A 17,661-nucleotide genomic window follows, 5' to 3' on the forward strand; every position below is an offset into this window, starting at 1 on the left:
TAAAATAATATTTAAGTTAATCTAATGAAAAATAATAAGAAATTTAAAATCTTGTCATAAATTCAACATTGACACTTCTAAACTCTCAGATTATGCTTTGCCTGCTGGCCTACATTGCCAGGTGGTTTTGACAGACCACATACGACCGCATCAGAGTTTTCCCTTCTGAGGGATAGTTCTGTGTGTAAGCTCCTCGTCTCCTCCCGTAGCGGTAGGACGGGAGAGGGACACCTTCGGGTGTGCTGGCGTCGTACCAGTCTGTCAACCCTCTTTCGTTCTGCCACCATAATTCTAAATTAATGCTTTGGCAGAACTCCCCATATAAGGAGTTGGCTATGCATACTATTTTTACACCACCAGATTAGTCTTTAGCAGGGTTTGATTACTTTTGAGTTTTCAGACTTTAGTTCGTCACGACTAAAAAATCATATCAACAATAAAACTTGAGATGGGTTAGGGCAGTCTTTGGGGCCTTTGCATGCTTTTTTTGCCTAAAGCAAAAGTTGCAGCCGTTTTTCTCATTTAGACACAACAAGAAATTATTTTATAACGGTACATATATGCCATATTCAGATCTCTCATTTCGCGCGTTAAGTGCGCTGCATAAGTCTCGCTATCTTTTTAGTAAACATGGTTTTCATAACGTCGGTGTCGACCGCCTTGTGAGTGAAGCAGAGGTGCCGAAAGCCTCATTTTATAACTATTTCCACTCCAAACAGCGGCTGATTGAAATGTGCCTAAGCTTTCAAAAAGATGCTCTAAAAGAACAAGTCATCTCAATCATTTACATACAAAAAGATTTAGCCTTGCGTGAAAAGTTAAAAAAGATTTTCTTTTTACATACTAACTTAGTTGGCAACTATTACTTGTTATTTAGGGCTATTTTTGAAATTGAAAAGCTATATCCAAAAGCCTATCAGGTCGTGGTTGAATATCGAAACTGGCTGATTAATGAAATCTATATATTGCTTTTGAATACGATTCCAAATGCCTCAAAAAAAGATGCATACATGTTTTTATTTGTGATTGATGGGGCAATGGTTCAACTTTTGGGGGATAACAGTGTGGATGATAGAGATGTATTGTTAGAGTATGTTTTAAAGAGTATCGCTGTAGATTAATAATCTATTAAAGTAGATGTTTATATGTAGGAAAAAATTAGTTATTCTTAATAAAGATCTTATTGAAACTACTCAATTTTATATAGGTTCTAAAATTAAAATAGAAAAGATGAGAGCAGCTCATGCATTTAAAATAGCAAGGGCTTTGCTTTTAAAGGGTTGAAGAAATAAGTCAGATAGATTTTATCAGTAGAGCTGTAATTCATGCTCTACTCGTTTTTTTAATGATACTTTAATTCTTCTACAAAACATCTAAAAATTATTAAATTGATATATTAAGCGGCTGCATACGCTTGGGTTGCTTCAAAATTAATAAGTTTATTTATGTAAGACCATGTTTGTTCAGAATTAATTTTTGATTTATTTATTGTGCCATCAATAATAATACCATCAATAATATTAAGGAAAAGACTGGTAAGCGTATGGGCATCTTTGATTTCTAATTCTAGAAATGTTGAGAAAACCAATTTGTAAATCCACTCTCGATATTCATTAACTTGATTCTTAATAGATGGGTACAACTGTAGAACTTCAATAGTCGCTTTTTTAAATAAACAACCATTGAAATCATCTGTATTAATCCAATCAACATACCAATTGAAAATGCTTCTAATTTTAACTAAGGGGTTGTTAATATTGTTTATTTTTTCAAATATTGAGGATTTAATTTCTAAATTTCTTACATTAAGGCACTCTTCAATTAGATTTTCTTTAGACGAAAAGTACTTATAAAAAGTCATTTTTGCAACATTGGACTCAGCAATAATCTTATCAACACCAACAGATGTATAGCTTTTTTGGTTAAAAAGGGATGTTGCGGTTGTTATAATATTTTCTCTTTTTGTCATCGGGTGCACCGTCGCGAATATTTTTGATTAACTTTGCAATTGTAAGTGTTAAAGCTTAAATAAAACTTATTTTATAATATTTAAAAAATTATATTTATTCAATAGTTTGGTTAATCTTAAAAAGTAATATTTTATGTATTGAGTTGGCAATAATTTACTTTTTTAAATATTATTAATTAATCCATTGATTTATTGAGTTAATAGACATAATATCAGCTTGTTAAGGATGGGTATATGGATTTTATTTTAGCAATTGAATGCAAATTGAAATAAAGGGAATCCCCAACTTAACTATAAGAAAAAACTTTTTATGAGAATGATTATGTCAAAAAAATTTGAAGATTTTAATAATCCACGAGAAAAAGCATTGCAGGGGATGAGAAATAGTATTCCTGCACAACAATGGGATGAAAATTTAAAGTTTCTCAAACAGTTAAGAAATAAAATTGCGGAATTACCAGTTTGTAAACATCCTGCAATTGAAATATTAAATCATGGATATTTGGATAAGAGCACTTTAACTCATATTCATTTAGAATATCGTCATGCAATTGTACAGATTTTTACTGATGCTTTATTACAAGCACAGTTCCAAACAAAACAACTGGAACCAAAACTCCATTCTGGAGCTAAAATGTTTCCACGTGTATTGTTAAGCCTAAATATACTTGATGAATTCGGTTTTAGACCGGGATTAGGTAAAGATGATTATTATTTGGGGAATCCTGAATATGCTCATTATCCTTTGTATGAAGATTTACTTAATGATTATGGTTTGACAGAAGCCGATCGTCGTAATTATAAACCTTCAAAAGTTGCAGATCAGGTTCGTTCATTTTTAGAATCTTCTTATGATAGTTATATCAATGTAGTTGCATTGTTAGCAGTTGCCGAAGAAGAAGTTATTCTTTTTAGTCCGCCATTACGAGAAGCGACTAAATTTGTGAATATCGATGTTGAAGGTGGTGGCTATTACCATGTGCATGGTGTATCTACTGATGAAACGTCTGAGGCGGCTGATGATGACCATCAGGATGACCTTTGGTTTACATTAGCGCAAGCAATTACAGAAGATGATTATGAGAGCTTAACGAAGCTATGTATTGATTATTGTGCTTTATGGAATGAGTTCTGGGATGTGCAAATTGCCGATGTCCAGTTTATTGAAGAAAAGAAACTGGCATAAGATATTCTGTTAAACCCGAAGAAAGCCCATCTACGATTGTATGGGCTTTTTTAATTGTAAAATTTCTAAGATGCTAAGCTACATTCTCAAAAAATATCTAAAAAGCTTATGAGTAACTCATGGCTTATCAACAATCATTAAACACTTCCATAAATCTGCTACAATTACGCCAATTTTTATTTTGATCGACTTTAGGTCTTTGGCACTGCAATCTCCGCAGTAGGTGTATTTCATGAGTTTTAAAGATGAGTTAGCGGCACAGGTTGCTCAACGCCGCACATTTGCCATCATTTCCCACCCCGATGCCGGTAAAACCACCATGACAGAAAAATTACTGTTATGGGGTAAAGCAATTCAGGTTGCAGGGATGGTAAAAAGCCGTAAATCTGACCGCGCAGCTACATCTGACTGGATGGAAATGGAAAAAGAGCGTGGTATTTCGATTACCACGTCTGTTATGCAGTTCCCTTATAAAGGTCACACCATTAACTTGCTCGATACACCGGGACATGAAGATTTCTCGGAAGATACTTATCGTACCCTAACCGCAGTTGACTCTGCGTTAATGGTGATTGATGGTGCAAAAGGTGTCGAAGAACGTACCATCAAATTGATGGAAGTTTGTCGTATGCGCGACACGCCTATCATTTCATTTGTAAACAAGATGGACCGTGAGATTCGTGAGCCACTTGAGTTACTTGATGAAATTGAAAATGTCCTCAATATCCGCTGTGTACCCCTTACATGGCCATTAGGAATGGGGCGTGATTTTGCTGGTGTATACAACATTATTGAAAATAAATTGTATGTCTACAAAGCAGGTTTTGGCTCAACCATTACAGATATTGAAGTGCGTGATGGATATGATCATGCTGATATTCGTGAAAAAGTAGGTGAGTTGGCTTGGGCATCTTTTGAAGAGTCGCTTGAGCTTGTACAAATGGCGAATGAGCCATTAGACCGCGATTTATTTTTACAAGGCAAACAAACGCCAGTTCTATTTGGTACAGCGTTAGGTAACTTTGGTGTTGACCATGTACTTGATGCTTTCATGGGGTGGGCACCTGAACCTAAAGCACACCCTACACAAGAACGTGTAGTTGATGCGAAAGAAGAAGGTTTCTCTGGGTTTGTATTTAAAATTCAAGCCAACATGGATCCGAAACACCGTGACCGTATTGCCTTCATGCGTATTTGCTCTGGTAAATATGAAAAAGGTTTAAAGATGAACCACGTTCGTCTTGGTAAAGATGTTCGCATTAGCGATGCTTTGACATTCCTTGCTGGTGAGCGTGAACATTTAGAAGAAGCGTGGCCGGGTGATATTATTGGTTTACATAACCATGGCACGATTCAAATTGGTGATACTTTTACCAGTGGAGAAAATTTACATTTCACTGGTATTCCTCACTTTGCGCCAGAGATGTTCCGTCGTGTGCGTTTAAGAGATCCATTAAAGTCAAAACAATTGCAAAAAGGTTTGAAAGAGTTGTCAGAAGAAGGGGCGACTCAGGTATTTATGCCACAAATTAGCAATGACTTGATTGTGGGTGCAGTGGGTGTACTTCAGTTTGACGTGGTTGCTTATCGTTTGAAAGAAGAATATAAGGTTGATTGTGTTTACGAGCCTGTAAGCGTTAACACAGTTCGCTGGATTCATTGTGATGACGAAAAAATTCTGAATGAATTTAAGAAGAAAGCCCATGACCAACTTTCGATAGATGGTGGTGGACACTTAACGTATCTGGCTCCAAGCCGAGTGAACTTGCAGATTATGCAAGAGCGTTGGCCTGATATTCAGTTCCGTAATACACGTGAACACTGATCATTTTTATGTGACAAACAGCTTCGAATAGAAGCTGTTTTGTTTTGAAAAATAAGAAAGGATGATGAAATGAATTTGAGTAAAAAGGCAATTATTGGGCTTGTGGTCGCAGTCATCGCATTAATTTCTGCTATTTCTATGTTTGTCTGGAAAGGTTCTCAATCCTCATCATCTTCTCAAAAAAATGCAGCTTCTGCCCAAGAGCATCCTGCTACGAAGGCAGAGGTTTTACCGTATTTAAACTTGACCGAAACCAAGGCAAATTATGCGCTGCCTTTTTGTGAAAAGAAAAACTGTATTGATGTCGATATTCAAACTATAAAAACTCAAGACACATGGTTAAATGGCTGGATTGAAAAAAGTCAGGCCAAAGTTATTCAGTCTCAAATTGATTTGAAAAAAGATTTAAGTCTGCAACAAGCCATAAATGCTTACGTTAAAAAGTCAGATGAATGGCAAGAAAAATATTCTAAAAACCGTGCTTATGAATTACACATTCATACACGCATTGCTTCACAGCGTAATCAGTATGTGTTGTTGCAATTGGCCTTGGACAGTAAACAAGAAGAGATCACGATAAAAGATCGTTATTACTTTTTTGTAGCTGACCGAAAATTGCATAAAAGTTTAAGTTTGCTCGATGTTTTAAAAAAGGATCAGCAAACAGCTATGCATCAAATCGTGCAGGTTGCATATCAAGACTGGTTGAAAAAGCAGCCTGTTGAGATAAGAAAAGAAGCGCCCAAAACTTTATATTGGGGGCAAGCTGATTGGTTCTTTGATGGTGAAGGGATTGGACTGCATTATCAGGCGAACCAGATTACTAAAGAGGCATCTCAGCTTGATATTTATTTATCTACAGAACAAACAAAAAAAATATTACAACCTGAGGTTTATGAACAAATGTTTTAAGATGGTAGCAGAATTTGCAACCTCTATTTATATGCGCTAATTTCTTAGAAAAGGCACTGCGTAATCTCCTTAGAATAAAAGGCAAAATATGATGTTATCTTCTAAAGCTTCACTGCGATTAACTTTGCTTGCTTCTGCTATATTTTTGGTGGCATGCCAACCTAAAGCCGATCCTAAGGATTCTCAAGAGCAGCAGAAACCAGCAGTTGAACAACAAAAGCCTGTAGAGTTGACTTTGAAGGGCGAAACAATTCCAAGTAAAGTTGTTTTACCTGACTGTGATGGTAAAAATTGTCCAGAATTTACAGTTGCGCGTTTACAGAGTAATTTTCCGTTTATTGATAAAGTTATAGATGAGCAAATTTTAAAAACTCTCGATCAAATATTAGCGATTGCAAAACCTGATGCAAAAGCAGCGCAATCGGACAAAAAGTCAGAAGCTTCAGCAGTTGCTGAAACAGAGCAAAAAAATAGTTTTGATGCACAAGTTCAACGCTATGCAAATTCGTTTGTTGGTTTGGATAATGAATTAAAAGCTTTAAGTAGTAATCATCAAATTAATCTTTTAGTTAAGCCAAAAATTTTGCAGGCTCAAGGGAAAGTCGTCACTGTTGTACTTAATAGTAGTAGTTATTTAGGTGGCGCTCATGGTTCAGCAGGGCAGCACTACTATAACTTTGACTTAAAAGAGCAAAAACAGATTGAGCTTGAAGATTTGTTGCGTCCCGAGAAAAAAGCTGCATTAGAAAAGTTAGCGCATGAAGCCTTTAAGATTTGGGTGACTGATTCCAAGCTTGCTGACAATGTCGCTGATTATGAACAAGCATGGCCATTTAAATTGACTAATAATTTCTTGTTGGGTGAGCAGGGTTTGATTTTGCAATATGGTGAATATGATATTGGTCCATATGTTGTAGGATTGCCACGCCTAGTGATTCCTTATAATCAATTAGAGGAAGTTTTGAAAAAAGAGTATTTGCCACAGCCTAAAGCGCAACCAGCTTCAGCTCCAGTTGCAAAAAGTGGAAGCTAATGCATCTGTTTGATACACATACACATTTTGATGTTGCCGATTTTGATGAAGATCGGCAACAATTAGCACTTGATGCTAAAAAAGCTGGTGTAGATGCACTCGTATTAATTGGTTTTGTGCAGTCACGTTTTGATGAGTTATTACAAACGCATCATCAGTTAAATAACTGGGATAATGTGCCTTCTTCATATTTAGCACCTGGTTTACATCCGTTTTATATAGAACAACATCAACCAGACCATCTTTCTCACCTTGAGCAAATTTTGCAGCAACAAGACTGTGTGGCTGTGGGTGAAATTGGCTTAGATACTTTTTTAAAAGAGCATAAGCACCCAGATATATATGCAAAACAAAAACAATATTTTGCCGAACAGCTAGAACTGGCAATGCAATATCAGAAACCAGTATTGCTTCATATTCGTAAAGCACATGGCGATGTATTGGCAATATTAAAAGCTCAAAAATTTAAACTGGGCGGAATTGCTCATGCTTTTAGTGGTGGAGTGGAAGAAGCAAAAGGTCTCATTAAGCTCGGATTTAAAATTGGTGTGACTGGGCAAATTACCAACCCGAATGCGAAAAAGCTTCATACGGTTGTACAAGCTCTAGGTGCAGAGCACTTGGTGATTGAAACGGATTGTCCAGATATGACACCACTTTGTTGTCAAACCTCAACAGAACAACGTACCCGTAATACCCCAGTTAATTTGCCTTATGTTTTACAAAGTTTGGCAGAAAACTTAAAAATATCAGAGTCGGATTTGGCCGTACAGCTTTGGGAAAACTCGCTCTCGGCTTTGAAATTATCGTAATAAAAATCAAAGATTAGAAATAGTAACTAAAACAAAACACAGCGATTAGAAAAGAAGCTTAAAGTAAGAAAACAACATGTAAAAACGTGAAAAATAACATTGCCAGACATGGGAGGATAACCCAATGGCTAAGTATAGCAATATCAATAGTTTTAATGCTTTACAGACGCTAACAGTAGGTTCCAGCAATTATCAGATTTTTAGCTTAGCCCAAGCAGAGAAAACGCTAGGGGATATTGCCAAACTGCCGAAATCTTTAAAAGTATTATTGGAAAACTTATTACGGTTCGAAGACCAGCATAGTGTTAAAACAGAACACATCCATGCTTTAGCAGAGTGGTTAAAAAAACGAAGCTCAGATCAGGAAATTCAATATCGACCTGCACGAGTTTTAATGCAGGATTTTACAGGTGTGCCTGCGGTAGTTGATTTAGCGGCAATGCGTGCGGCTATGGCTCAAGCGGGGGGCGACCCTGAAAAAATTAATCCGTTATCTCCTGTTGATCTTGTAATTGACCACTCTGTGATGGTCGACTATTTTGCTGATGATCAGGCTTTTGACGAAAATGTACACATTGAGATGCAGCGTAATGGTGAGCGATATCAATTCTTGCGTTGGGGACAATCTGCGTTTAATAACTTTAGTGTTGTGCCTCCCGGTACAGGGATTTGCCATCAGGTCAATTTAGAATATTTAGCTCAAGCCGTTTGGCTAGGCGAAGATAACGGGCAGACTTTTGCTTTTCCAGATACCTTAGTAGGAACAGACTCACATACCACCATGATTAATGGTTTGGGTGTGTTGGGTTGGGGTGTAGGGGGTATTGAGGCCGAAGCGGCTATGTTGGGCCAACCTATCTCGATGCTTATTCCAGAAGTAATTGGCTTTAAACTTACAGGCAAATTACCAGAAGGTATTACGGCAACTGACTTGGTGCTTACCATTACTCAAATGCTTCGCCAAAAAGGTGTAGTGGGTAAATTTGTAGAGTTTTACGGGGATGGTCTTGCCGATTTGCCTCTTGCTGACCGCGCAACTATTGCCAATATGGCGCCGGAATATGGTGCTACCTGTGGTTTCTTTCCGATTGATGAAGTGACATTGGGTTATCTACGGCTAACTGGCCGTCAAAGTGATCGCATTGAATTGGTTGAGGCCTACAGTAAGGCACAAGGTCTATGGCGAAATGCGGGGGATGAACCTGTATTTACAGATACTTTAAGTTTAGATATGAGTACTGTCCAAGCAAGTTTGGCCGGCCCAAAACGTCCACAAGATCGTGTGCTTTTATCAGATGTACCTAAAACTTTTAATGCGCTGATGGAGTTAACTTTAAAACCAGCAAAAGAAGCCAAAGAACGTTTAGAAAATGAAGGCGGTGGCGGTACAGCCGTAGAAGCGAAAAAAGCAAATATTCAACATGAAAATCCATCTTGCGTGATTGAAGGGCAAGAATATCCACTCAATCATGGGGATGTTGTTATTTCAGCAATTACCTCTTGTACGAACACCTCTAACCCGAGTGTGATGTTGGCAGCTGGTCTGCTTGCTAAAAAAGCGATTGAAAAAGGCTTACAACGGAAACCATGGGTGAAAAGCTCTCTCGCACCCGGCTCTAAGGTCGTTACCGATTACTTACTGGCTGCTGGCCTCACACCCTATCTAGACGAACTAGGCTATAACTTGGTGGGCTATGGTTGTACGACTTGTATTGGTAACTCAGGTCCATTACCTGAACCAGTGGAAGAAGCAATTCAATGCCATGATTTAAATGTTGCATCTGTGCTCTCGGGTAACCGTAACTTTGAAGGACGTGTGCATCCATTAGTTAAAACAAACTGGCTTGCTTCTCCGCCGCTTGTGGTGGCTTATGGCTTGATTGGTAATATTCGTACCGATTTGACCACACAACCTATTGGGCAAGGCAAAGATGGGCAACCTGTCTATTTAAAAGATATCTGGCCAAGTCAGGCAGAAATTGATGAAGTCTTGCAAAAAGTAAATACAGATATGTTCCACAAAGAATATGCGGCTGTGTTTGATGGCGATGCCACATGGCAAGCGATTCAAATTCCACAAAGTAAAACTTATGAGTGGGCTGATGATTCAACTTATATTCGTCATCCGCCGTTCTTTGAAGGCATTGGCGAACCACCAAAAGCCATTAAAAATATTGAACAGGCACGTATTTTAGCTATCTTAGGTGACTCGGTAACGACAGACCATATTTCCCCAGCCGGGAATATCAAAAAAGACAGCCCAGCAGGTCGATATCTACAAGAGCAGGGCGTTGAGCCAAAAGACTTTAACTCTTATGGTTCTCGACGTGGTAATCATGAAGTCATGATGCGCGGGACTTTTGCCAACATTCGTATTAAAAACGAAATGCTGGGCGGTGAAGAAGGTGGTAATACGATCTATATTCCAAGCGGTGAGAAGCTTGCAATTTATGATGCAGCAATGCGTTATCAAGAAGAACACACACCGCTTGTGATTATTGCTGGTAAGGAATATGGAACAGGCTCTTCACGAGACTGGGCTGCTAAGGGAACAAATTTATTAGGTGTGAAAGCAGTGATTGCCGAGAGCTTTGAGCGTATTCACCGTTCTAACTTGGTGGGTATGGGCGTGTTGCCACTACAGTTTGTTGATGGACAAACTCGACAATCACTAAACTTGACTGGACATGAGGTGATATCAATCCGTGGTTTATCGGATGGGATTGAACCTCATCAAATTCTTGAAGTTGATGTAAAGGGGCCAAATGGGGTTGCTAGCCACTTTAATGTGTTATGTCGAATTGATACGTTAAATGAGGTTGAGTACTTTAAGGCTGGTGGTATTTTGCATTATGTACTACGGAATTTGATTGCTTCATAAATTGGATAAACTCAGCATGGCCATATAATGAATGTGTATGAGCCAATATTAGATTTATAGGCATATCCTTACTTTTTAAGGATAAAAAGTAACAAAAATCCTTTGTCGGGCTGACGGTATGTCCTTATACCGCAGCCCAACCGGGCGGCATCCGTGCCGCCTGTCACGTTAGTAAATAATGACTTAAATCTTAAATAATATAAATTATAATGACAGACTTACTGTGAACTCAAATATCTCAATCCCAAGTTTTCTTTGATATGAAATACACTTTCTTCTGAAAAGCAGTAAAATAGCCACCGTGTTTTATATCCCCAAAGAGTAGCAATGACCGATCTCCAACAAGATGAATATGAACGTCGTTTTGCAGGTGTAGCCAAAGTTTATGGTGATTCATCGTTTCAACACTATGAAAAAAGTCATGTGATGGTGATTGGTATTGGTGGGGTGGGGAGTTGGGCTGTAGAAGCTTTAGCGCGTACAGGTATTGGCGAGATTACGTTAGTGGATATGGACGTGGTTGCGGCATCAAATGTGAACCGTCAGTTACCCGCTATGACATCTACCTTGGGCTGTGAAAAAGTTGAAATTATGGCGGAGCGCTGTCGCCAGATTAACCCGCGTATTAAAGTCAATATTATTGATGACTTTTTAACACCCGATAATGTGGCAGAGCTGTTAAACCCTGTACCAGACATTGTTTTAGACTGTATTGATGACGTTAAAGCCAAGTTGGGTTTAATGCTACATTGCCGTTTTAACAAAATTCCTTTGATTGTGTCGGGTGGGGCAGGCGGTAAGCTTGATCCACTTAAAATTCGTGTTGCCGATTTATCAAAAACAGAACAAGACCCGATGTTGGCAAAATTACGTAGCCAGCTTCGAGCTCGAGGCATCTGTAAAAAGCCAAAAGAGAAATTTGGAATTACTTGTGTTTACTCAATCGACAATCCATTTTCAAGTGCAGATGTTTGCCCATCGGCTGGATTGCGCTGTGGTGGCTATGGTTCAGCCGTGGTCGTGACTTCAAGCTTTGCCATGATTGCCGTAGCGGAAGTTTTAAAGAAACTCGATTTAAAGAAAGCCTAGTTTAAATATTGCAAGGCATGCTTTTATGTTTAGGCATGCCTTTTCTTTTTGAGAGAACCTGTCTAACACGGTTGAAAGCCGATTTAATCATATAACTCTATAGTGTCGTGTTCTGGCTGTATTGGAAGCTGTTGATCATAAAATTTAAAGCACCATAAAACTAAAATAATGAGGGTGAATAGAGCGAACCCTTTTAAATACTTCATGAATAATTCAATCAAGTGAATGGTCTTAATAAAATTCTAGCGAAGGCTATCTATCTAATCTAATATAGAAAATAGGCCTAATGATCTAATTTTGAGATGATAATGCTCACATTAAAGCAATTCCAATATTTTATAAAAATTGTTGAAGAGGGAAGCTTTACAGCAGCTTCAGAAAAGCTCTTTATTGCTCAATCCGCTTTAAGTCGGCAGATTAAATTATTAGAAGAGGAAATTGCTTTTCAGCTCTTTGATCGCACTGATAAAAGAATCAGGCTTACAGTTGCAGGTGAGGTCTTTTATAAGAAAACAAAAGACCATCTGGACTACTTAAATGAAATTATTGGTCTTTCTAAAAATATTGCAGATGGGAAAAATCGCCAGATTAAAATTGCTCACTCGAGCAGTATTGTTATGGATGATAAAAAGGTTCAGCTATTAAAAAAAATTAGTTTAGCAGAGCAGATCAATTTTGAGATAAACACCTTGTCATCTGAGCATCAGATTTTAGCTTTGATGAATGGAGAAATTGATATGGGTTTGATTAGACCACCAGTGCGCCATACATTAAATGACATCAATGTTCTTAAGCTGTATGAAGAACCTTTGATGGTGGCTGTACATGTCGATCATGCTAAATTTAAAAATAAACAAGAGATTAAAGTCAAAGATTTGAAAGATGAATATTTCGTTTCTACACCTCATGCCGAAAGAGGTGGTTTAAGCTATTTTGTTTCAAATCTATGCTTGGCTGCTGGGTTTACACCTCGGAAGGCTGCGATTCAGTCACGCAAGGTTTCACAATTACAGCTTGTGGCTGCAAATTTAGGTGTGAGCATTGTGCCTGAGGAGTTTCAGCAGATTTTGCCTGCCAATGTAAAATTGTTACCTTTGGCAGATCATCTATTATTTTCAGAGGTCGTTTTAGTCTATAGAAAAGAGAACGATGAAACTATTCAACATTGTGCCGAGCTTATTCATCAAACCTTTCAATCCACCTTGAAAAATTGATTAGGCAGCTAATCTATAATAAGTATAAGTAACGCTATCGTCTTTATAGACATCATAGCTATTTTGTTTGAAGTCAGAGACCCATTCACTTCCTGTATATCCAGCAATATGTCCATATACGTGGTTACGGGTTCTGTGAATGATATAGATGTCACCTTCTTGAGGTTCATCAAAGGCTGGGTTAATTTCTTTATAGCCAATCTTTTTGAGAGTGTCACCCCAGTCAGAAGCTGCGATTGGGTGGTTTTCGACGTTGGCACCAGCAGATTCTAGAGCAAGACGGATACTACGTGCACAACGTGCTTTACTGCGTCTAGAGGTAACACTTTCTAATTTTTCTACAAATTTATCAATATCTATAGCGGGAGTACCGGAAGTTTCTGTCTGATGACGATTGGGTTTCATGGTGAAAGGATAAGGGAGGCTTGGAGTGCTGTGGGATACAACAATGGCTGCCTGATTTGAATCCTGATACATATAATTATCAGCTACTTGTCCGTCATAAATAATCATCGTGAAATCTCTACCGTACTATCTATATCCATATTTAAAAAATCACCACCTACCTGTGGCGTTCAGAGATACTAATAGGCGTACCTTAAAAGTTTTGTTTATGTTATGTAATAACGTATCTTTTTCTCAAATATTGCTGCTGAGAGGCAAAAAGATATTCATTAAAATGAAAATTAAAAACTATTTAACTTAAGTTTTTGATATTACTATTTAAAAATAATTAATCAGATCTTAAATTTGAATATTTTAATTCAGTAATTGCGAATATACTCAAAATCTAAGTCTCTGATTTAAAATGCCACATTTTCTTACAATTTAAGAAGACATCACACGTTTAAGCTTGATGCTCTTGTAAATATTCTTCAGTACGAATTAAAGCTGCTTGCATGTTGCTAATAGCCTGTTCTACATCAGCTAAAGTCTTTGCATTTCCGCCGCTTAGCGCCTGACGCCATTTACGCGCACCTGGTAAATTTTGGAATAAACCTAAAATATGACGTGTAATGATTGATAACGGAGCTCCTTCAGCCATACGTTGTTCAATATAAGGTAGCATTTGTTCCATAATATCGAATCGATTTGGAGACTCTAAATTCCAAAGCTGCCCTAATTCCGCGAGTAAGTACGGGTTATGGTAGGCTTCACGGCCAATCATGACGCCATCAACGTGCTGTAAATGTGTTTGAGTCTCAGCAAAGGTCTTAATCCCGCCGTTAATTTCAATGGTGAGATGCGGACGGTCTTGCTTTAAACGATAGACATCTTCATAGCGTAAAGGTGGAACTTCACGGTTTTCTTTTGGTGATAGGCCTTTCAAAATAGCAATACGAGCATGCACTACAAAATGAGTGCAACCTGTTGCAGCAACAGTGTCTACGAAATGAAGCATCTCTTCATAAGAGTGCATGTCATCAATCCCGATACGGTGTTTTACCGTTACAGGAATATTTACCGCTTTTTGCATGGTATGAATGCATTCAGCAACCAAATCTGGCTCTGCCATTAGGCAAGCACCAATTTTATTGTTCTGTACACGGTCACTTGGGCAGCCTACATTGAGGTTAACTTCATCGTAACCCCAGTCTTCAGCCATTTTTGTACAGGTCGCAAGCTCTCGCGGATTTGAACCGCCCAACTGTAATACGATAGGGTGCTCTTGAGCGCTATAGTCCAAATGACGTTTTGCATCGCCAAAAAGAATCGCGCCTGTGGTGACCATTTCGGTATATAGCACAACATTTGGGTTAAACAAGCGTGCAAAGAATCGATAATCCTTTGTAGTCCAGTCCATCATAGGTGCGACAGAAATACGAGGTTGTAACGATTGAAGTGATTGCATAACCAATAGCCCAAAAGTCGCTAAATTAATGAAAGGGCAGCATTATACGGGGTTTATGCTTGAATCGACAGGGGCATTTAACCGAGTAATTTCTAACCACCCTTGTGGTGAATATAGGGGAATGATTTATAACAAGTTACCTTATTGAGAAACCATTTTCTTTTTTTGTAAGATCGTATCGAACATGCCAAATAAAATACAAAGAACAACTAACCCGATACCTGCAAGGCAAGTCATGGGCCATCCGCCATGGTTCCACGCAAAAATTCCTAATGCCGAACCACCTGCACCACCAATAAAGTATGTGGTCATATAAATGGCATTAATACGAGATTTTGCATCTGGACGTAAACGGAAAATAATGCTCTGGTTGCTGGTGTGTACAAGTGCGAGTGCTAGCTGAATTAGAGCAAAACCAGCAATATAACTTGAAAGCAAAGTCTGTCCATAATAGAAGCAGAGCCAGCTCAATAAGAATAGTCCGCAACCCATCCATGTGAGTAACCCAGTATGTCCTTGATCTGCATATTTACCAATGTAGCGTGTTGATAAGGCACCAAAGATACCGACTAAAGGCACTAGTCCAATAAAGAGATCAGGTAAATGATGTGCTGAGGTTAAAAGTAATGCGATGGTGGAATACAGAATACTGACTGATGCAAATGCAAAGCCACCTGTAAGCGCTCTTAATAATAAACGCTTTTCCTCTTTGAGAAGCTGAGCCATGGAACTAAAGATCTGTCCATAGTTCATTTTCATACGTAAGACATATGGCAAGCGACTTTTTAAGGTATATGCCAATAGAAGCATTAATATGCCGCTTACGATATAAACCACTTTCCAGTGGAATAAGTTAGAGAATAAACCAGCCAGACTGGTGGAGAGTAAAATCCCGACCAATAAGCCACTCATTAAAAAACCAATGATCTCGCCAGTTTTTTCAGGTTTTACAGTCATTGTGGCAAGTGGAATCAGCACTTGAGCTGCAACCGAAAACAAGCCCGCTAAAATTGTACCGATCCAGAGCATAGGCAAGTTAACAGCAAAAGCAGAAATAAATAGGCCAACTGCACAAAGTACCATCAAAAACGGAATAGCCTTGGCTTTATTGACGATATCGCCCATTGGAACAATAAAGAGTAGGCCGAGGGCGTAAGATACCTGAGCAAATGTCACTGTTAAGGCGGCTTGGCCTTGAGTCACGGCAAAGTCTTGTTGAATCGAGTGAATAAGGGGCTGGCAATAATAATTTACACCTGCACATAAACCACATGCTGCTGCCATCAACCAAAGCAAAGGTTTATTTTGACTGATATCTTCAGGGGTAGACATGATGTTCTCTCGATTTTATTAGGTGTATGCGGTTGCTTCGACTTCAATGAGCATGTGCTCTAATGCAAGGCGTGGTACAGGAATGAGTGTACAGGCTGGAAAAGGATGATTTTTCCATAAATTTTGCATAATTTTAATCAAAATGTGATGTTTTTCATCCGAGTGGTCAACAACTAAAACTCTTAAAACAGCTATATCTGTGATTTTTGCGTCTGCTGCTTTCAAGGCATGTTGAATGTTATTAATGACTTGGATAACTTGTTCTTCAAAATTTGGGCTTAATTCACCTTTTGAGTTTTCGCCTCCTTGACCTGCAATATGAATAATCTTTTTAAAATTTTCTACTACAGCCACATGACTATAAGCATTTGGGGTAGGGTCATATAAAGTTGATGGATTTATAATTTTAAAAGTTTGTTTATTCATGGAACTCAACCGTTCAGTAAAATTTAGATGAGTATCCAACCTCAACTTAAGTTGAGGTCAAGAGAATTTAATGTTTTAGTCTTTTCTTTCTGAGTGTAATCATCATCACCCCAATAATATTTAAAATACAGCCGAACCATTGCCACATATTGAGATGTTCATTTAGAAAACTAACTGCAAGCAAAATGGTTAAAACAGGTCCAATTGAGGCAATCATGGCAGATTGTGAAGCACCCAGTCGTTCAATACTTTGTATGAGCATGATGGTGGGTAAAACAGTGACAAAAAGACCTAAACTGACGCCATACCAAATTACATTAGAGGGTAATTGCAAGAAGAGTTGAATTGGGTGGGGAGTGCTTAACGTGTAGTGCGTCAAAGTACAAATACAAGCGACTGTTAAAGCTAAACCTGTGAAATTCCAAGAACCAAATTTTTTTATGAGTGGAGGAGTTAGTAATAAATATCCTGCAAAAGCCACGGCACTTGCAAACACGAAACTTGTACCCAACCAGAAGTTGCCCTGAATTGGTGCGTTGTTGTGCTCTTGCAGCATAACCAATACAGTTCCACCATAACTAAGGAAAATGGCGAACAAACTTTTTGCATCTAATTTTTGTTTGTAGAGCAGACTCGATGCTATGACGGTGAGTGTGGGATATAGAAATAGAATAATTCGTTCAAGTGAGGCACTAATAAACATAAGACCCATAAAATCGAGCCAGCTAGCAAAGTAGTAGCCTAAGAGACCGGCAAAAATTAAAATTAGCCAATCCTTCTTTTTTATGCCCTGATTATGATGCCTGTTAAACCAGCAAATTAAGAGAAAGAACGGTAAAGCGCTTAACATGCGTAAAGCCATCAGGACGGTACCGTCTACTAATGGAGAGAGGGCATAAGTCTGTTTAATAAATATAGCTTTTGTACTGAATAGAAAAGCAGAGCAAAGAGCAAAAAAAGACCCGATTTGAAACGAAGATAAAGAAATTTTCATATACAAGACTGTATAAGAGAGACTATTGTCTGTAAAAAAATAAAAAGCTTCCTATATTACACCTCAAATCAAATATCGTGAATCATCAGTTCAAAATATGGGTATTTATTAAATAAATATTGGGTGGTATTTTAAA

The 17,661-nt window shown here is 38.2% G+C and carries 16 protein-coding genes; 9 read left to right on the forward strand and 7 right to left on the reverse strand.

Translation table 11 applies throughout. The features are described 5' to 3' along the window. The first annotated feature begins 560 nt into the window (after positions 1-560). Positions 561-1,121, forward strand: coding sequence for a TetR/AcrR family transcriptional regulator (locus tag I5515_RS09015; protein WP_199965954.1), 561 nt, complete (start codon positions 561-563; stop codon positions 1,119-1,121). Positions 1,122-1,396: 275 nt separating this feature from the next. Here I5515_RS09015 and I5515_RS09020 read toward each other — a convergent pair whose 3' ends face one another. Beyond that, a complete protein-coding gene (locus I5515_RS09020; RefSeq protein WP_199965956.1) occupies positions 1,397-1,969 on the reverse strand; it encodes a TetR/AcrR family transcriptional regulator in 573 nt (190 codons plus the stop codon). Between the two features lie 322 nt (positions 1,970-2,291). On the opposite strand from I5515_RS09020, the gene I5515_RS09025 reads away from it, so the two are divergent. The 7 genes from I5515_RS09025 (at position 2,292) to I5515_RS09055 (ending at position 11,707) form a co-directional block, all read left to right on the forward strand. Further along, complete coding sequence (locus I5515_RS09025) at positions 2,292-3,155, forward strand: hypothetical protein (protein WP_199965958.1); 864 nt, start codon at positions 2,292-2,294, stop codon at positions 3,153-3,155. 232 nt (positions 3,156-3,387) lie between these two features. Further along, on the forward strand, positions 3,388-4,980 hold the full coding sequence (locus tag I5515_RS09030) for a peptide chain release factor 3 (RefSeq protein ID WP_199965960.1): 1,593 nt from the start codon (positions 3,388-3,390) through the stop codon (positions 4,978-4,980). A 69-nt stretch (positions 4,981-5,049) separates the two neighbouring features. Further along, positions 5,050-5,892, forward strand: coding sequence for a hypothetical protein (locus I5515_RS09035; RefSeq protein ID WP_199965962.1), 843 nt, complete (start codon positions 5,050-5,052; stop codon positions 5,890-5,892). 91 nt (positions 5,893-5,983) lie between these two features. Further along, the gene (locus tag I5515_RS09040) at positions 5,984-6,925 is read left to right on the forward strand and encodes an RsiV family protein (protein WP_199966083.1); all 942 of its coding nucleotides are present in this window, start codon (positions 5,984-5,986) and stop codon (positions 6,923-6,925) included. Beyond that, complete coding sequence (locus I5515_RS09045) at positions 6,925-7,737, forward strand: TatD family hydrolase (protein ID WP_199965964.1); 813 nt, start codon at positions 6,925-6,927, stop codon at positions 7,735-7,737. Before I5515_RS09040 ends, I5515_RS09045 begins: the two co-directional genes overlap by 1 nt. A 124-nt stretch (positions 7,738-7,861) precedes the next feature. Then, positions 7,862-10,618: an aconitate hydratase AcnA gene (gene acnA, locus I5515_RS09050; protein WP_199965966.1), complete on the forward strand. Its 2,757-nt coding sequence runs from the start codon at positions 7,862-7,864 to the stop codon at positions 10,616-10,618. Positions 10,619-10,945: 327 nt separating this feature from the next. Beyond that, positions 10,946-11,707 (forward strand): ThiF family adenylyltransferase, encoded by a 762-nt coding sequence (locus tag I5515_RS09055; RefSeq protein ID WP_199965968.1) that lies wholly within the window; start codon positions 10,946-10,948, stop codon positions 11,705-11,707. A gap of 83 nt (positions 11,708-11,790) precedes the next feature. Here I5515_RS09055 and I5515_RS09060 read toward each other — a convergent pair whose 3' ends face one another. After that, positions 11,791-11,913, reverse strand: a complete 123-nt coding sequence (locus tag I5515_RS09060) for a hypothetical protein (protein ID WP_199965970.1) — start codon at positions 11,911-11,913, stop codon at positions 11,791-11,793. 102 nt (positions 11,914-12,015) lie between these two features. On the opposite strand from I5515_RS09060, the gene I5515_RS09065 reads away from it, so the two are divergent. After that, positions 12,016-12,921 carry a LysR family transcriptional regulator gene (locus I5515_RS09065; protein WP_199965972.1) on the forward strand — a complete coding sequence of 302 codons (906 nt, stop codon included), beginning with the start codon at positions 12,016-12,018 and terminating at the stop codon, positions 12,919-12,921. Here I5515_RS09065 and I5515_RS09070 read toward each other — a convergent pair whose 3' ends face one another. The 5 genes from I5515_RS09070 to I5515_RS09090 all read right to left on the reverse strand — a co-directional run bounded on the left by I5515_RS09070 (position 12,922) and on the right by I5515_RS09090 (position 17,525). Continuing rightward, positions 12,922-13,434 carry a hypothetical protein gene (locus I5515_RS09070; RefSeq protein WP_199965974.1) on the reverse strand — a complete coding sequence of 171 codons (513 nt, stop codon included), beginning with the start codon at positions 13,432-13,434 and terminating at the stop codon, positions 12,922-12,924. 334 nt (positions 13,435-13,768) lie between these two features. After that, on the reverse strand, positions 13,769-14,773 hold the full coding sequence (dusA, locus tag I5515_RS09075) for a tRNA dihydrouridine(20/20a) synthase DusA (protein WP_199965976.1): 1,005 nt from the start codon (positions 14,771-14,773) through the stop codon (positions 13,769-13,771). A gap of 141 nt (positions 14,774-14,914) precedes the next feature. Beyond that, complete coding sequence (locus tag I5515_RS09080) at positions 14,915-16,105, reverse strand: MFS transporter (protein ID WP_199965978.1); 1,191 nt, start codon at positions 16,103-16,105, stop codon at positions 14,915-14,917. A gap of 18 nt (positions 16,106-16,123) precedes the next feature. After that, positions 16,124-16,531: a RidA family protein gene (locus tag I5515_RS09085; RefSeq protein WP_199965980.1), complete on the reverse strand. Its 408-nt coding sequence runs from the start codon at positions 16,529-16,531 to the stop codon at positions 16,124-16,126. A 67-nt stretch (positions 16,532-16,598) separates the two neighbouring features. After that, a complete protein-coding gene (locus I5515_RS09090) occupies positions 16,599-17,525 on the reverse strand; it encodes a DMT family transporter (protein ID WP_199965982.1) in 927 nt (308 codons plus the stop codon). Between the last annotated feature and the right edge of the window lie 136 nt (positions 17,526-17,661).

Origin of the sequence: Acinetobacter calcoaceticus (assembly GCF_016508255.1) — a bacterium.
GTDB classification, from domain to species: Bacteria; Pseudomonadota; Gammaproteobacteria; order Pseudomonadales; family Moraxellaceae; genus Acinetobacter; species Acinetobacter calcoaceticus_E.

Bases quoted from the DNA above. Each gene is read 5' to 3' on its own strand.
- I5515_RS09070 (WP_199965974.1), bottom strand. From the start codon at position 13,434: ATGATTATTTATGACGGACAAGTAGCTGATAATTATATGTATCAGGAT.
- I5515_RS09045 (WP_199965964.1), top strand. From the start codon at position 6,925: ATGCATCTGTTTGATACACATACACATTTTGATGTTGCCGATTTTGAT.
- I5515_RS09035 (WP_199965962.1), top strand. From the start codon at position 5,050: ATGAATTTGAGTAAAAAGGCAATTATTGGGCTTGTGGTCGCAGTCATC.
- I5515_RS09030 (WP_199965960.1), top strand. From the start codon at position 3,388: ATGAGTTTTAAAGATGAGTTAGCGGCACAGGTTGCTCAACGCCGCACA.
- I5515_RS09085 (WP_199965980.1), bottom strand. From the start codon at position 16,531: ATGAATAAACAAACTTTTAAAATTATAAATCCATCAACTTTATATGAC.
- dusA (WP_199965976.1), bottom strand. From the start codon at position 14,773: ATGCAATCACTTCAATCGTTACAACCTCGTATTTCTGTCGCACCTATG.
- I5515_RS09065 (WP_199965972.1), top strand. From the start codon at position 12,016: ATGCTCACATTAAAGCAATTCCAATATTTTATAAAAATTGTTGAAGAG.
- I5515_RS09040 (WP_199966083.1), top strand. From the start codon at position 5,984: ATGTTATCTTCTAAAGCTTCACTGCGATTAACTTTGCTTGCTTCTGCT.
- I5515_RS09055 (WP_199965968.1), top strand. From the start codon at position 10,946: ATGACCGATCTCCAACAAGATGAATATGAACGTCGTTTTGCAGGTGTA.
- acnA (WP_199965966.1), top strand. From the start codon at position 7,862: ATGGCTAAGTATAGCAATATCAATAGTTTTAATGCTTTACAGACGCTA.
- I5515_RS09020 (WP_199965956.1), bottom strand. From the start codon at position 1,969: ATGACAAAAAGAGAAAATATTATAACAACCGCAACATCCCTTTTTAAC.
- I5515_RS09090 (WP_199965982.1), bottom strand. From the start codon at position 17,525: ATGAAAATTTCTTTATCTTCGTTTCAAATCGGGTCTTTTTTTGCTCTT.
- I5515_RS09025 (WP_199965958.1), top strand. From the start codon at position 2,292: ATGTCAAAAAAATTTGAAGATTTTAATAATCCACGAGAAAAAGCATTG.
- I5515_RS09015 (WP_199965954.1), top strand. From the start codon at position 561: ATGCCATATTCAGATCTCTCATTTCGCGCGTTAAGTGCGCTGCATAAG.
- I5515_RS09060 (WP_199965970.1), bottom strand. From the start codon at position 11,913: ATGAAGTATTTAAAAGGGTTCGCTCTATTCACCCTCATTATTTTAGTT.
- I5515_RS09080 (WP_199965978.1), bottom strand. From the start codon at position 16,105: ATGTCTACCCCTGAAGATATCAGTCAAAATAAACCTTTGCTTTGGTTG.